This is a genomic window from Sphingomonas flavalba (assembly GCF_047553045.1).
Classification (GTDB): Bacteria; Pseudomonadota; Alphaproteobacteria; order Sphingomonadales; family Sphingomonadaceae; genus Sphingomonas_L; species Sphingomonas_L flavalba_A.
Window position 1 is genome coordinate 1594333 of record NZ_CP180208.1, and the last position, 12146, is coordinate 1606478.

16 protein-coding genes are annotated in these 12146 nt (G+C 67.7%); 6 read left to right on the forward strand and 10 right to left on the reverse strand.

Going from position 1 to position 12146, the window contains the following annotated elements; translation table 11 throughout:
• Nucleotides 1-53 precede the first annotated feature (53 nt).
• Together ACMT1E_RS07710 and ACMT1E_RS07715 are read left to right on the forward strand one after the other, a co-directional pair.
• Entirely contained in the window at nucleotides 54-1040 is a 987-nt protein-coding gene (locus ACMT1E_RS07710) for an SPFH domain-containing protein (RefSeq protein ID WP_414903212.1), read from the forward strand.
• Between the two features lie 2 nt (nucleotides 1041-1042).
• Nucleotides 1043-1492 carry an NfeD family protein gene (locus ACMT1E_RS07715; protein ID WP_414903213.1) on the forward strand — a complete coding sequence of 150 codons (450 nt, stop codon included), beginning with the start codon at nucleotides 1043-1045 and terminating at the stop codon, nucleotides 1490-1492.
• A 109-nt stretch (nucleotides 1493-1601) separates the two neighbouring features.
• On the opposite strand, the gene ACMT1E_RS07720 is transcribed toward ACMT1E_RS07715, so the two are convergent.
• Complete coding sequence (locus tag ACMT1E_RS07720; RefSeq protein WP_414903215.1) at nucleotides 1602-1952, reverse strand: hypothetical protein; 351 nt, start codon at nucleotides 1950-1952, stop codon at nucleotides 1602-1604.
• A gap of 76 nt (nucleotides 1953-2028) precedes the next feature.
• Entirely contained in the window at nucleotides 2029-2736 is a 708-nt protein-coding gene (locus ACMT1E_RS07725) for a hypothetical protein (RefSeq protein ID WP_414903217.1), read from the reverse strand.
• 208 nt (nucleotides 2737-2944) lie between these two features.
• Between ACMT1E_RS07725 and lipB the strand changes: the two genes are divergently transcribed.
• From lipB to ACMT1E_RS07740, 3 genes are all read left to right on the forward strand, one after another.
• Entirely contained in the window at nucleotides 2945-3538 is a 594-nt protein-coding gene (gene lipB / locus ACMT1E_RS07730) for a lipoyl(octanoyl) transferase LipB (RefSeq protein ID WP_414903329.1), read from the forward strand.
• Nucleotides 3539-3625: 87 nt separating this feature from the next.
• Entirely contained in the window at nucleotides 3626-3886 is a 261-nt protein-coding gene (locus tag ACMT1E_RS07735) for a hypothetical protein (protein ID WP_414903219.1), read from the forward strand.
• Between the two features lie 125 nt (nucleotides 3887-4011).
• A complete protein-coding gene (locus ACMT1E_RS07740) occupies nucleotides 4012-4683 on the forward strand; it encodes a hypothetical protein (RefSeq protein WP_414903221.1) in 672 nt (223 codons plus the stop codon).
• Here the strand turns inward: ACMT1E_RS07740 and queE are convergent, their stop codons facing one another.
• The 7 genes from queE to ACMT1E_RS07775 all read right to left on the reverse strand — a co-directional run bounded on the left by queE (nucleotide 4684) and on the right by ACMT1E_RS07775 (nucleotide 10731).
• Nucleotides 4684-5316, reverse strand: a complete 633-nt coding sequence (gene queE / locus ACMT1E_RS07745; protein WP_414903222.1) for a 7-carboxy-7-deazaguanine synthase — start codon at nucleotides 5314-5316, stop codon at nucleotides 4684-4686.
• Complete coding sequence (gene queC, locus ACMT1E_RS07750) at nucleotides 5313-6005, reverse strand: 7-cyano-7-deazaguanine synthase QueC (protein WP_414903223.1); 693 nt, start codon at nucleotides 6003-6005, stop codon at nucleotides 5313-5315. Before queC ends, queE begins: the two co-directional genes overlap by 4 nt.
• A 178-nt stretch (nucleotides 6006-6183) precedes the next feature.
• Nucleotides 6184-6615 carry a DUF3617 domain-containing protein gene (locus ACMT1E_RS07755; protein ID WP_414903225.1) on the reverse strand — a complete coding sequence of 144 codons (432 nt, stop codon included), beginning with the start codon at nucleotides 6613-6615 and terminating at the stop codon, nucleotides 6184-6186.
• Between the two features lie 76 nt (nucleotides 6616-6691).
• Nucleotides 6692-7630, reverse strand: a complete 939-nt coding sequence (locus ACMT1E_RS07760; protein ID WP_414903227.1) for an Hsp33 family molecular chaperone HslO — start codon at nucleotides 7628-7630, stop codon at nucleotides 6692-6694.
• Between the two features lie 7 nt (nucleotides 7631-7637).
• Nucleotides 7638-8591 carry an ornithine carbamoyltransferase gene (argF, locus tag ACMT1E_RS07765; protein ID WP_414903228.1) on the reverse strand — a complete coding sequence of 318 codons (954 nt, stop codon included), beginning with the start codon at nucleotides 8589-8591 and terminating at the stop codon, nucleotides 7638-7640.
• Nucleotides 8588-9781, reverse strand: a complete 1194-nt coding sequence (locus tag ACMT1E_RS07770) for an aspartate aminotransferase family protein (RefSeq protein ID WP_414903230.1) — start codon at nucleotides 9779-9781, stop codon at nucleotides 8588-8590. The genes argF and ACMT1E_RS07770 overlap by 4 nt, the downstream gene beginning before the upstream one ends.
• Nucleotides 9782-9903: 122 nt before the next feature.
• Entirely contained in the window at nucleotides 9904-10731 is an 828-nt protein-coding gene (locus ACMT1E_RS07775) for an ABC transporter permease (RefSeq protein ID WP_414903232.1), read from the reverse strand.
• Nucleotides 10732-10803: 72 nt separating this feature from the next.
• Between ACMT1E_RS07775 and ACMT1E_RS07780 the strand changes: the two genes are divergently transcribed.
• Nucleotides 10804-11481 (forward strand): GcrA family cell cycle regulator, encoded by a 678-nt coding sequence (locus tag ACMT1E_RS07780; protein ID WP_414903234.1) that lies wholly within the window; start codon nucleotides 10804-10806, stop codon nucleotides 11479-11481.
• 6 nt (nucleotides 11482-11487) lie between these two features.
• On the opposite strand, the gene ACMT1E_RS07785 is transcribed toward ACMT1E_RS07780, so the two are convergent.
• Nucleotides 11488-12117: a rhomboid family intramembrane serine protease gene (locus tag ACMT1E_RS07785; RefSeq protein WP_414903331.1), complete on the reverse strand. Its 630-nt coding sequence runs from the start codon at nucleotides 12115-12117 to the stop codon at nucleotides 11488-11490.
• Nucleotides 12118-12146: the final 29 nt, after the last annotated feature.

The following is a 12146-nucleotide window of genomic DNA, read 5'->3' on the forward strand; positions in this document are numbered from 1 at the left end:
GGCGCGGGCAAGACAGCGCCTAGGCTGCATATTGTCGAACGGAGGAGAAACCCATGGCCGCTACCGCCGCCCTGTTCATCGTCGTGCTGGTGCTGTTCTATCTGGCGAGCAGCATCAAGATCGTCCGCCAGGGATACCAGTACACGATCGAGCATTTCGGCCGCTTCACCGCGGTCGCCCGGCCGGGGTTCAACTTCTTCCCCGCGTTTTTCTACCGCGTCGGGCGGCGGGTGAACATGATGGAGCAGGTGCTCGACATTCCCGGGCAGGAGATCATCACCCGCGACAACGCGATGGTGTCGACCGACGGCGTCGTGTTCTTTCAGGTGCTCGATGCCGCCAAGGCCGCCTATGAGGTGTCCGATCTGTACAACGCGATCCTCAACCTGGTGACCACCAACCTGCGCACGGTGATGGGGTCGATGGACCTGGATGAGACGCTGTCGAAGCGCGACGAGATCAATGCCCGGCTGCTTGGCGTCGTCGACCACGCGACCGAGGCGTGGGGCGTCAAGATTACCCGCGTCGAGGTGAAGGACATTCGCCCCCCCGCCGACATCGTCAACGCGATGGCCCGGCAGATGAAGGCCGAACGCGAGAAGCGGGCGTCCATTCTGGAAGCGGAAGGCTCGCGCGCGTCCGAGATCCTGCGCGCCGAAGGGCAGAAGCAGTCGCAGATCCTGCAAGCGGAAGGGCGGCGCGAGTCGGCGTTCCGCGATGCCGAGGCGCGCGAGCGCGAGGCGGAAGCGGAAGCCAAGGCAACACAGATGGTGTCCGACGCGATCGCCGGGGGCAACGCGCAGGCGATCAATTACTTCATCGCCCAGAAATATGTCGAGGCGGTCAGCCAGTTCGCGACGTCGCCCAACGCCAAGACGATATTGTTCCCGGTCGAGGCGACCCAGTTGATCGGCACGCTTGGCGGCATCGGCGAACTGGCCAAGGACGCGATCGGCGGAGCGCAGGCGGTGGCCAAGCCGGCAGCCAAGGCGAGCGGCACCGTGGTCCGTCGCCCCGGCCCGTTCGAAACGCAGGGCTGACGATGGATATTCAGCCGGGCTGGCTTTGGATGATCCTGGCGGTGGCGCTGGCCGCCGCCGAGCTGGCGCTGCCGGGCGTCTACCTGGTCTGGTTCGCGGCGGCGGCGGCGGTCGCCGGGCTGACGACGCTGATCTTCGAACCGTCGGCGACCGCGCAGTTTCTGGTCTTTGCCGCCGGCGCCGTTGTCGCGGTGATTGCCGGGCGATCCTGGTATGTCGCCAACCCGATCGAATCGAGCGACCCGCTGCTGAACGACCGAGTCGCGCGGCTGATCGGCAGAACCGTCATCGTCGAAACGGCGATTGCCGGCGGCGAAGGGCGCGTGCAGGTCGGCGACGGCGCATGGTCGGCGCGCGGACCGGACGCCCCCGCCGGCGCGCGGATGCGCGTCGTGGGGGTCGACGATGGCGTGTTGATCGTCGAAGCGGAACCGGCGCTCCCGCCGGCGTAAACCGACCCCAGCGCGCGCCCTTCCGAGGACGCCGGGGCATCGCCGAGCATCAGGGTAGCAGGAGGATGGCGGGGGCTTCGCCGAACGCGGGCCGCCGCCCGGCTATGGCTCAGCCCTTGCCGAACAGCCCCTTGGCGAAGCCGGCGATGTCGTTCAGCGGATTGCCGTCGCCGTCGCGGTCGAGCAGTCCACCAAGCTTGCCGACAATACCGTTCACGTCCGTCTCGCCAAGCTGGCTGGCCAGCGCCGGCAGCAGCGCCTGAAGCTTCGCGATATCGATCCCGGTTTCGGCCGCGGCACCTGCGGCAGCGGCGCCGGCATCCGTCCCGCCCTGCGCCAGACGGCCAAGCATCGATTCGCCGCCAATCTTCAGATCGTCGACCGACAGGCCGACCTGCCCGGCGAGCGCCGCCAGATCGATACCGCCCGCCTTGCCCAGAAGGCCATCCAACAATCCCATATCGCTACTCCAATTTCGGCCGGCCCGAACCAAGCCGCCCCCGAACCTAACCGCTCCCGCCCGGCGGCGGTAGCCTTCAGTCGTCCAAGAGTTGCCGGAAGATCGCCGCATCGACCAGCAGCAGCACTACCGACACCGCCGCGCCGAACGATGCGTCGACCAGCGCAAGCAGGAAGGCGGCGACCGGCCCCTTGGCAAGCAGCAGCACGACCGCGCCCAACGTCCACACCGCGGCGGTAACGATCAACGTGCCGAGCACGCGGACAAGGGCAAGCAGCGCCAGTATCCGCCAGCCATTGCCGTCGCTCAGTCGCCAGGCGCGGCGCAGCGCCTCCATCGGGTCCGACAGCCGGCCCGAAACCAGCGCCGGCTGGGCAAGGGCGAGCCGGCCAACGAGATAGAGACCGGGAATGATGAACAGCAGGAAGCCGCCGAGCCAGATCATCCCGACCAGCAGATTGAGCACCACAAACCACGGCAGCCGGCGCAGCCCCTCGCGCAGCGCTTCGGCGACGGTTGGCCGGTTGGCGTCGAGCAGCAAGGCGAAAATCGTCGCCTGCCCGTAGCTGGTGACCAGCGCGGCGAGGAACAGCTTGCCACCGTGCAATTCCATATAGGCAGTCAGCCGTTCGGCCAGCGCGCCCCCGGCCGGCATCGGCGCGAACAGTTCCAGCAGCAGCGCGGGCAGCAGCAGGAACATGCCGGCGATCGCCAGCAGCAATTCGGCGTGGTTGCGCCCGAGCGCCACCGCATCGTTCCACGCCTTGCCTGTGTCGAGCCTCACGTGCCACTCTCCCGTCCAACGCCCCGCCCTGCTACACGGCGCGGGGCGGGTTCCACAACGGGCTGCACGCGGAGGGCGCCATTTCGGTGAATACGGCCAATCTGGTGAATGCGGCGATGACGATAACGGCAGGGGTTCGGAAGTGATCGACGGCATCGAATGGCAGGTCGCCGACGCGCCGGTGCCCTACCCGGACGCGGTGGCCGACATGGAAGCGCGCGCCGCCGCGATCAGCGACGGGAACGCCGCCGAGCGGATCTGGCTGCTTGAGCACCCGCCGCTTTACACCGCCGGCACCAGCGCCGAGGCGAGCGACCTGATCGACCCGCGTTTCCCGGTATTCGAAAGCGGGCGCGGCGGGCGTTACACCTATCACGGCCCCGGCCAGCGGGTCGCCTATGTTCAGCTCGACCTTGGCATGCGCGGACGCGACGTGCGCGCCTATGTCCACGCGCTGGAAGCGTGGGTGATCTCTGCCCTCGGCGCGCTCGGCGTAGCCTCCCGCCGGGTCGACGGCCGGGTCGGCATCTGGACCGACGATCATGGCGCGGAGGCCAAGATCGGCGCGATCGGTGTCCGAATCCGCCGCTGGGTCACCCTGCACGGCGTATCGATCAACGTCGCGCCCGATCTTGGGCATTTCGGCGGCATCGTGCCGTGCGGGCTGGCCGAATTTCCGGTCACCAGCCTCGCCGCTCTGGGCAACCCGGCGGGCATGGCAGCGCTCGACGCCGCGCTGGCGAACGCGCTCCCCGAATTCATCGCCGCGCTTGGCCACCGCAGAGATTCCCTTGAGAGATGACGGTTTTATGTCTAGAGTCGCGATTGATTTGGTTGTTCATAGGGCCAGTTAAGCCGGCCAAATCACTACAAAATTAGGGAGTTTTCAATGCGCGACCTTCTTTCGAAGCTGACGACGGGTGCTCTTGTCGCCGGCGCGGCCCTGCTGGTTTCGGCCTGCGGCGGCACTGAACCCGCCAGCACCGTCGACAACAGCGCGGTGACCGACCTGAACGCCGTCGAGCCGGCCGGCGAGATCACCGACAACATGACCGCTGTCGACGGCACGATCGGCAACGAAGCGGTCGCCACCGACGCGGCCGCCCCGGCAGCCAACGAGGCCGTCGCGAACGACGCGGCGGCGCAGTAATTTCGTCGCTTGCGATGAACGGGCCGTCCGGGGAACCGGGCGGCCTTTTCATATCCGCGCTATCAAGGATTGAGGCTGGCGCGAAACATCCTTAATCAGGCAGCACAGGTTTGCGGAGGAGTGGGATGGCGGTTTCGACTGGATGGCGCGCTGCCCTGGCGGCGGCAAGCGCGGGCCTGGTGGCGGTGCCGACGGCGGCGCCGGCCAATTTCTTCTGGAAATCGCCGGACCTGAGCGGTGCCCCGGTCCGCGGGGACGAACCGGAACTGCACAACCCGCTACCCGGCGCGACCCCGGCGGAGTTGCAGGCATCGCTGGTCTGGATGCTGCGCGCCGGGCTGAATGTCGGCGCGCTCCAGTGCCAGTTCGATCCGACGCTGCTCGCCAATGTCCAGTACAACCATGTGATCGATTATCACCGGGTCGAGCTGGGCAAGGCGTACCAGACGCTGGAAGGTTATTTCAAACGCACGAAGAAGCCGCTGAAGGTGGCCCAGAACGCGTTCGACCAATATGGCACACGAACCTATTCGCGCTTTTCGACGGTGTCGTCGCAATACACTTTCTGCGAAACGGTCAGCAAGATCGGGCGCACCGCGCTGTTCGTGCCAAAGGGGCAGTTCCACCTCGTCGCCGAAAAATATCTGAGCGAATTGCGCAACAGCCTGAACCGCCACGGCGAACAGCGTTTCACATACCAGATCCTGCCGATCGTTACCCCGATGCCGCCGCTGGACGACAAATGCTGGGGCAAGAAGGGCGAACTCGACACCCGCCGCTGCCCGTTCGCGTTCTGATCAGCGCAGGCCGAGCAGCTTGTGCGCCTGTACCGTCAGGCGCCAGCGCGGGCGCGCCATGACCAATGCGATGGCGGCGGCGCGGGCCGCCGCGCCATCGGCACAATCCATCGGCTGGACCAGGAAATGGTCGAAGGCCCAGCTTTCGAGCCGGGCGATGTCGGTTTCCGGCTGCGGCCAGACCAGCTTCAGCTCGTTGCCGCTGGTCTGAACGATGGCTGTCCCCGCCTTGGGGCTGACGCAGATCCAGTCGATGCCGGGCGGCGCGGCGATGGTGCCGTTGGTTTCGACCGCAATCGTGAAGCCGGCGGCGTGGAGCGCGTCAACCAGCACCGCGTCGACCTGGAGCAGCGGTTCCCCGCCGGTCAGCACGCAATAAGCCCCTGCCCTGTCGGCGCCCCACAGCCGAAGCGCCGCCGCCGCCAGTGCGCCCGCGTCGGCGAAACGCCCGCCGCCATCGCCATCGACGCCGACAAAATCCGTATCGCAGAACTGGCATTGCGCGGTGGCGCGGTCCGCCTCTCGCCCGCTCCACAGGTTGCAGCCGGCGAAGCGGACGAATACCGCGCGGCGCCCGGCCTGCACCCCCTCCCCCTGCAGGGTCAGGAACATCTCCTTGACCGCATAGCTCACGGTCGCGCGGCGTAGACGGTCGGGTCGGGCAGCCCGGCCGCATCGAACCCGGCGCTGCGCAGGCGGCAGCTATCGCACAGGCCGCAATGGCGGCCGTCGGGCGTCGGATCATAGCAGGACCAGCTCTGCCCGGCGTCGAGGCCGAGCCGGGCCGCCTCCGCCGCGATTTCCGCCTTGCTCATATGCTGTAGCGGCGCGCGGATGCGGAACGGGTCCCCCTCCACCCCGGCACGGGTTGCCAGTTCCGCCAGCCGCTCGAAGCCGGCGACAAATTCCGGCCGGCAATCGGGGTAGCCGGAATAATCGACCGCGTTGACGCCGACATACAGGTCGCGGGCGCCCGCCGCCTCCGCCCAGCCGAGCGCCAGCGACAGGAAGATCGTGTTGCGCGCCGGGACATAGGTGGCGGGGATGACCCCGTCCCGCACCCCGTCTTTCGGCACCGCGATCGCGTCGGTCAGCGCCGATCCGCCGAACGCGCGCAGGTCGATCGGCAGCACGATATGGCGTTCGACGCCGACCATCGCCGCAACACGATGAGCGGCGGCGATTTCCACAGCGTGGCGCTGATTATAGTCGATGGTCAGCGCGAGAACGGCAAAGCCTTCCTCGCGCGCGCGGCCGGCGCAGACCATCGAGTCAAGGCCGCCGGACAGCAGGACGACGGCACGCTTGGGATTTCGGATCATGACAGCGGCGGCTACCGCTCCGCCAGCGCCGGCGCAAGGGCGGGCAAAAGAAGGGCCGCCAATGAAAGCGGCCCGAGGAAGGCCGTTGCGGCCTGGTTAGGAGGAAGCTGTGCCGGCAGGCGGCACGGCACACGGTGTAGCGCTGAAATGGTCAATCAAGCGTTAACGCCATCGGCGTTCAACAGGCGCCGACCCGACGCGCCTCGTAACGCATATTGAACGGCGCGTTGGCGGAAATGCCTTGCGAACTGATGTCGAGCAGGCGGCTGGTCTCGACCTTGATCGTCGTGCGACCATGGCCGTTGCCGGGGCAGGTATAGTGAACCGTCGCGCTTGCCGGCTGATCGTCGATGACGAAACGGGTGCAATTGGAGCCGGGATGCTGAACCTGGAGCAGGCTTGCCGCCTCGGCGATGCAGATGCTGCGCGCCGGGCCGACCCCGTCATAGGGTTTCAATTGCCAGCGGCCCGGTTCGACCGAGGCGAGCGCTTTCAGCCGCGCCACCGGCTGCGGCGCCACGGCAAGCGCCGCCGCGCCGCCGGACAACGGCGACAGGATCAACAGCGCTTCAAGAACAATCGACGATGTCAGCTTCACAATCTCACCCACATGGCCCCACCCGCGCGGACGACCTGCGCATTAGACGGAACTGGTTACGATAGCGTTCCGTACAATGCCGCACTGCCTATGTGGGTTCGCCGCCGGCCGCCGCAAGGGAGGCCAGCGAAACCGGAAAGGTTCGCGCACAGAACGCGCAATCGACGCCGATGATCCCGTCCGCATCGGCCATTGCCGCGCGTTCCTCCGCAGGAAAGCGGGCGAGGACGCTGGCGATATGGACGGGGTCGCAGCGGCAGCCCTTGCCGAGCGCGGTCTCGCCGAGCAGCCGGACCTCATCCTCTTCATGGAACAGGCGCCAGACCAGCGTGTCGAGCGGCAGCGCCGGATCGGTCAGTTCGTTCGCCTTGATCGTCGCGGCGAGCGCCGAAACATGCGCCCACTGGCCATGGTCGATGCGGGCGTGAAGCCGGTCTCGCCCCGCTTCGCCGCCGGGCAAATGCTGGACCAACATGCCGCCGGCGACGCAGGGGAGCCCCGCCCCGCCGGCGATGGCGACACGGACCAGACTGGGGATCTGTTCCGACTGGGCGAAATACGCCTCGGCGGCGGCGGCCAACGACCCCCCTTCCAGCGGCACGATGCCCTGATAGCGTTCGCCGGTAACCGCCTGATCGAAGGTGATCGCCAGATAACCCTGACCGAACAGCGCGAACAGCGACGGATCGGCCGGCGCCTCGGCGAAACGATCGGCGTCGAATTGCAGATAGCCGCGCAGCGCGCCGGCGCGATAATCGCAGACCAGCAGGTCGACGACACCGCCTTCAGTCTGCGCCTGCAGCGTCATCTGCCCGTTCTCGTCCTTCAGCGTCGTGCCGAACAGCGCGGTCAGCACCAACGCCTCCGCCAGCAGCGCTTCCAGCCGCGGCGGATAGGCATGCGCGGCGAGAATCGCGTCGAGCGTCGGGCCGATCCGGGCGAAGCGACCGCGCGCGTCCTGCGCCGGAATCGCAAAGCCCAGCGCCAGGTCGATCGCGGTGGCCGCTGGGTCGGCGGGCGCCGGCATCAGACCGTCACAGCCGGCCGAGGCACCAGAGCAGCACCGATTTCTGCGCGTGCAGCCGGTTCTCCGCCTCGTCCCACACCGCCGAGCGCGGGCCGTCGATGACGTCGGACGCCACCTCCTCGTCGCGGTGGGCGGGCAGGCAGTGGAGGAAGGTAGCATTGCCCTTCGCCGCCGCCATCAACCCGGCATTGACCTGATAGGGCGCCATCGCCGCCAGCTTTTCCGCCGCATGCGCCTGCCCCATCGACACCCAGGTGTCGGTGACGACGATGTCGGCGGCGGCAGCGGCGCGCAGCGGATCACGTTCCACCACCACCGTCGCGCCGGTGCCGGCGAGACGCGCGCGCGCCGCCGCGACGAAGCGGTCGTCGGGGTCGTAGCCCTCCGGGCAGCCGATCGCGACCGAGAAGCCGAACAGGCCGGCCGCCTCGACGATCGAGTTGAGGACATTGTTGCCGTCGCCCAGCCATGCCCATTTCGAGCCGGGAAGCTGCACCCCGCGCTCGACGACGGTCAGCAGGTCGGCGACGATCTGGCACGGGTGCGACAGATCGGTCAGGCCGTTGATGACCGGCACGCCGGCGTGCGCCGCCATCTCCTCCACCTTCGCATGATCGTCGGTGCGGATCATGATCGCGTCGGCATAGCGGCCGAGCACGCGGGCGGTGTCGGCGACCGTTTCGCCCCGGCCGAGCTGCATCGACCCGGCGTCCATGACGATACTGGTGCCACCGAGCTGGCGGACCGCCATGTCGAACGACACGCGGGTGCGGGTCGAGTTCTTTTCGAAGATCATCGCCAGCACATGGCCGTCAAGCGGCCGGTCGGCGTCGGCCCGGCCCTTCGGCCAGCCGGCGCGCGCCGCCTTGCGATCGACCGCGTCGGCAAGCATCGCCGCGACCCCGTCCCCGCCGGCATCCGACAGGTTGAGGAAATGGCGGATCGTGCCGGTGCCGCTCATGCCGCGTCGTCGGACGGAGTGAAGCTCCGCGCGCCTTCCGACAGCTTGCGGGCGAATTCGGCGATATGGTCTTCCTCTATCACCAGCGGCGGCAGGATACGGACGACGTTATCGCCAGCCGCAACGGTGAGCAGGCCATGATGATCGCGCAGGTGGGCGACGAAATCACGGCTCGGCACCTTCAGCCGCAGGCCAAGCATAAGCCCGGTGCCGCGCACGCTGTCGAACAGCGTGTCGTGGTTGGGGATCATCTGCTCCAGCGTCTGGCGCAGCCGTTCGCCCATCTGCTTCACATGGTCGAGGAAGCCATCGGCGAGGATGACGTCGAACACCGCCTGCCCCGCCGCCATCGCAAGCGGATTGCCGCCATAGGTGGAGCCGTGGGTGCCGGGCACCATGCCCTTCGCCGCTTCCTCGGTCGCGAGGCAGGCGCCCATCGGAAAGCCGCCGCCGATGCCCTTGGCGCTGGCCATGATGTCCGGCACGATGCCGTATTGCTCATACGCGTATAGCGTGCCGGTGCGGGCGACGCCGCTCTGCACCTCATCCAGGATCAGCAGCAGGCCGTGCTTGTCAGCGAGCGCGCGCAGCCCTTTCAGGAATTCCGGCGTCGCCGGGCGGATGCCGCTTTCGCCCTGGATCGGTTCGACAAGGAAGCCGGCGGTGCTGGCGTCGATCAGCCTTTCAGCCGCCTCCAGATCGTTGAACGGCGCATAGGCGAAGCCCGGCAGCAGCGGCTCGAACCCCTCGCGAAGCTTTTCCTGATCCGTCGCGCTGATCGTGCCGAGGGTGCGGCCGTGGAACGCGTTGGAGAAGGTGATGATCGTGTGCCGTTCCGGATTGCCGTTGGCATAGTGGTAACGACGCGCGGTCTTGATCGCGCATTCGACCGCCTCGGCGCCGGAGTTGGTGAAGAACACCGTGTCTGCGAAGGTGTTGTCGACCAGCCGCTGGGCGAATGCCTCACCCTGCGGGCTGCCGTAGAGGTTGGAGACGTGCATCAGCGTCGCCACCTGATCCTGCACCGCCTTGGTGTAATGCGGATGACCGTGGCCGAGCAGGTTGACCGCAATGCCGCTGGCGAAATCCAGATAGCGTTCGCCGCGCTCGCCGATCAGGTAGCAGCCCTCGCCTCGCACCGGCCGCGTCCCGCACCGGGGATAGACGGGCATCAGCGCGGAAATCGTCATCGCAGGGTCCTTTCGGAGGCGGGCGGCAGCCCAATGCAAAAAGGCGGCTTTACCGGCCGCCTGAGGCCGCGCGTATAAGCCCGGCGGAGCGCAGAATCAATGCAACGCTATGCGGCGGTCCGTCAGTTCCGGATCTTCCACCCGGTGCGGAGCAGCGCATAGGCGAGGACGCCGAGTGCGATGTTGATCGCCAGCAACAGCGCGGCACCGATCATGATCGGCGAATCCGCTTCGCCGAGGAAGCCGTAGCGAAAGCCGGAAATGATGTAGAAGAACGGGTTGGCATGGCTGATCGCCCGGTAGAGCGGTGCGAGATTGTCGATTGCGTAGAAGGTACCGGAGAGCAGCGACAGCGGCGCGATGACGAAATTGGTGACCGAGGCGGCGTGATCGAACTTGTCGGCCCAGATCGAGGTCAGCACGCCAAGGAAGGACAGCATCACCGCTCCGTTCAGCCCGAACCACAGCAGAGCGGCGGGGTGGCGCGGCATTACGTGCAGCCCCGGCCACAACAGCATCGCCGCCCAGATCACCAGCCCCACCAGAATCGCGCGCGTGACCGAAGCGAGGACCAGCCCGGCCAGCAACTCCGCATGCGACAGCGGCGGCATCAGATAGTCGACAATCGTCCCCTGGATCTTGCCGACCAGCAGCGAGAAGCTGGCGTTGGCGAAGGCGTTCTGCATCATCCCCATGACGATAAGGCCGGGTGCGATGAAATCGGCGAAAGGATGGCCGAGCACGGTGCGGCTGGCGCCGCCGAGCGCGACCGTGAAAATCGTCAGGAACAGCAGGTTTGTTACCGCCGGCGCCCATATCGTTTGAAGCTGCACCTTGAAGAAGCGGCGCACCTCCTTCACATACAGCGTCCTGAGACCCGGCCAGTTGACGTTCTTGATCGTTGCCTCGCCGGGTGCGAAGCGGATTCCGGGCTGGGGCTGGTCGTTCATGGCAACAGCGCCTATCGGCACGCGGCCGGACCCGCAAGAATGCACGGCTGAATTTCGGATTGAAGGATAGACATGGCCTGGACCGACGAGCGGATCGAGCAGCTCAAGACGATGTGGGAAGGCGGGCTGACCGCCAGCCAGATCGCTGAAACCCTGGGCGGCGTCAGCCGTAACGCGGTGATCGGCAAGGCGCACCGCCTTGGCCTGCAATCGCGCCCGTCGCCGGTGAAGGAGAAGGACAAGAGCAAGGCGAAGGAGGCGGCGCCCGCCAGCCCCACGCCAGCGCCCGCGCCGCGCGAGCCCGCCGCGCGCCATGCCGAACCGACCCCGACGCCGGCTCCGCGTCCGTCCGCGCCGCGCCCGGCACCAGCCGCGGCGGCGCCCGCGGCGAGCGAACCGGCGGCGGAACCCGCCGTCCAGCTGCGTTCGATCGGCCCGGGCGGCTTCCTGCGTCAGGGGCCGGGCGACCAGCAGGCGCCGATTGCCCCCGCGCCGCCCCGCCGGCTGGTTCCAGCCAAGCCGAGCCCGGAAATGGCCGGCAAGACGACGCTGCTCGACCTGAGCGACAGGATCTGCAAATGGCCGCTTGGCCACCCCGGCGAGCCGGATTTCCATTTCTGTGGCGGGCCGGTCAATCCCGGTTTCCCCTACTGCGTCGAGCATTGCGGGCAGGCCTATCAGGCGCAGCTCCCCCGCCGCGACCGGCGCGCGCCGCCGCCGCTGCCGTTCGGTGGGCCGCGGGTACGGTAACGCTGTTCAGGCCGAGCGATAGCGCCAGAGTAGTAGCGGGCGGGCAAGGAGCAGGCCCGCTATGAAGCCGCCGATATGGGCGGCGACGGCGATGTGCATCTGCGAGCCGGCGGTCGCCAGCGCGAACAGCGCCTGGACCAATATCCACGCCGCCGCCAGCCACAGCACGCGGACGGTGGTAGAGGACAGCGGGCCGATCGCCCGGACCTGCTGGCGGCTGAACAGCAAAGCATAGGCGCCGAGCACCGCCGAGATCGCACCGCTCGCCCCGATCATCGGCTCCGGCGCGAACGGGCCGGCGAAATACTGGGCGCCCGCAGACGCGTAGGCGCCGACGACATAGAGGAAGGCGAACGGTCCGGCGCCGACCACGCTTTCAACAAAGCGCCCGCAAAAGGCGAGCATCAGCAGGTTGAAGCCGAGATGGGCGACGCCGCCATGCAGCAGCGTCGCGCTGAGCGGCGTCAGCCACGCCGGCACCGCGCCGGTCAGATTGACGAAGCCGCTGACCCGCCCGGGAATGAAGCCGCCGAGATAGGCCGCCGCGTCAGCCTTGCCCAGCGCCCATAGCGCCACATAGGCCAGCGCCGTGACCCAGAGCAGCGCCTGGGTCAGCCGGCCTTGCGGAAGCGTGATGGGCATGGGGGTGGGTCCTTCGGGTACGC

What these genes read in the sequence shown, in the direction of transcription:
- queC (WP_414903223.1), bottom strand. Translation starts at nt 6,005, where the DNA reads ATGATCCGAAATCCCAAGCGTGCCGTCGTCCTGCTGTCCGGCGGCCTT.
- ACMT1E_RS07760 (WP_414903227.1), bottom strand. Translation starts at nt 7,630, where the DNA reads ATGCCGGCGCCCGCCGACCCAGCGGCCACCGCGATCGACCTGGCGCTG.
- ACMT1E_RS07735 (WP_414903219.1), top strand. Translation starts at nt 3,626, where the DNA reads ATGCGCGACCTTCTTTCGAAGCTGACGACGGGTGCTCTTGTCGCCGGC.
- ACMT1E_RS07710 (WP_414903212.1), top strand. Translation starts at nt 54, where the DNA reads ATGGCCGCTACCGCCGCCCTGTTCATCGTCGTGCTGGTGCTGTTCTAT.
- ACMT1E_RS07740 (WP_414903221.1), top strand. Translation starts at nt 4,012, where the DNA reads ATGGCGGTTTCGACTGGATGGCGCGCTGCCCTGGCGGCGGCAAGCGCG.
- argF (WP_414903228.1), bottom strand. Translation starts at nt 8,591, where the DNA reads ATGAGCGGCACCGGCACGATCCGCCATTTCCTCAACCTGTCGGATGCC.
- ACMT1E_RS07780 (WP_414903234.1), top strand. Translation starts at nt 10,804, where the DNA reads ATGGCCTGGACCGACGAGCGGATCGAGCAGCTCAAGACGATGTGGGAA.
- ACMT1E_RS07775 (WP_414903232.1), bottom strand. Translation starts at nt 10,731, where the DNA reads ATGAACGACCAGCCCCAGCCCGGAATCCGCTTCGCACCCGGCGAGGCA.
- ACMT1E_RS07715 (WP_414903213.1), top strand. Translation starts at nt 1,043, where the DNA reads ATGGATATTCAGCCGGGCTGGCTTTGGATGATCCTGGCGGTGGCGCTG.
- ACMT1E_RS07770 (WP_414903230.1), bottom strand. Translation starts at nt 9,781, where the DNA reads ATGACGATTTCCGCGCTGATGCCCGTCTATCCCCGGTGCGGGACGCGG.
- lipB (WP_414903329.1), top strand. Translation starts at nt 2,945, where the DNA reads ATGGAAGCGCGCGCCGCCGCGATCAGCGACGGGAACGCCGCCGAGCGG.
- ACMT1E_RS07720 (WP_414903215.1), bottom strand. Translation starts at nt 1,952, where the DNA reads ATGGGATTGTTGGATGGCCTTCTGGGCAAGGCGGGCGGTATCGATCTG.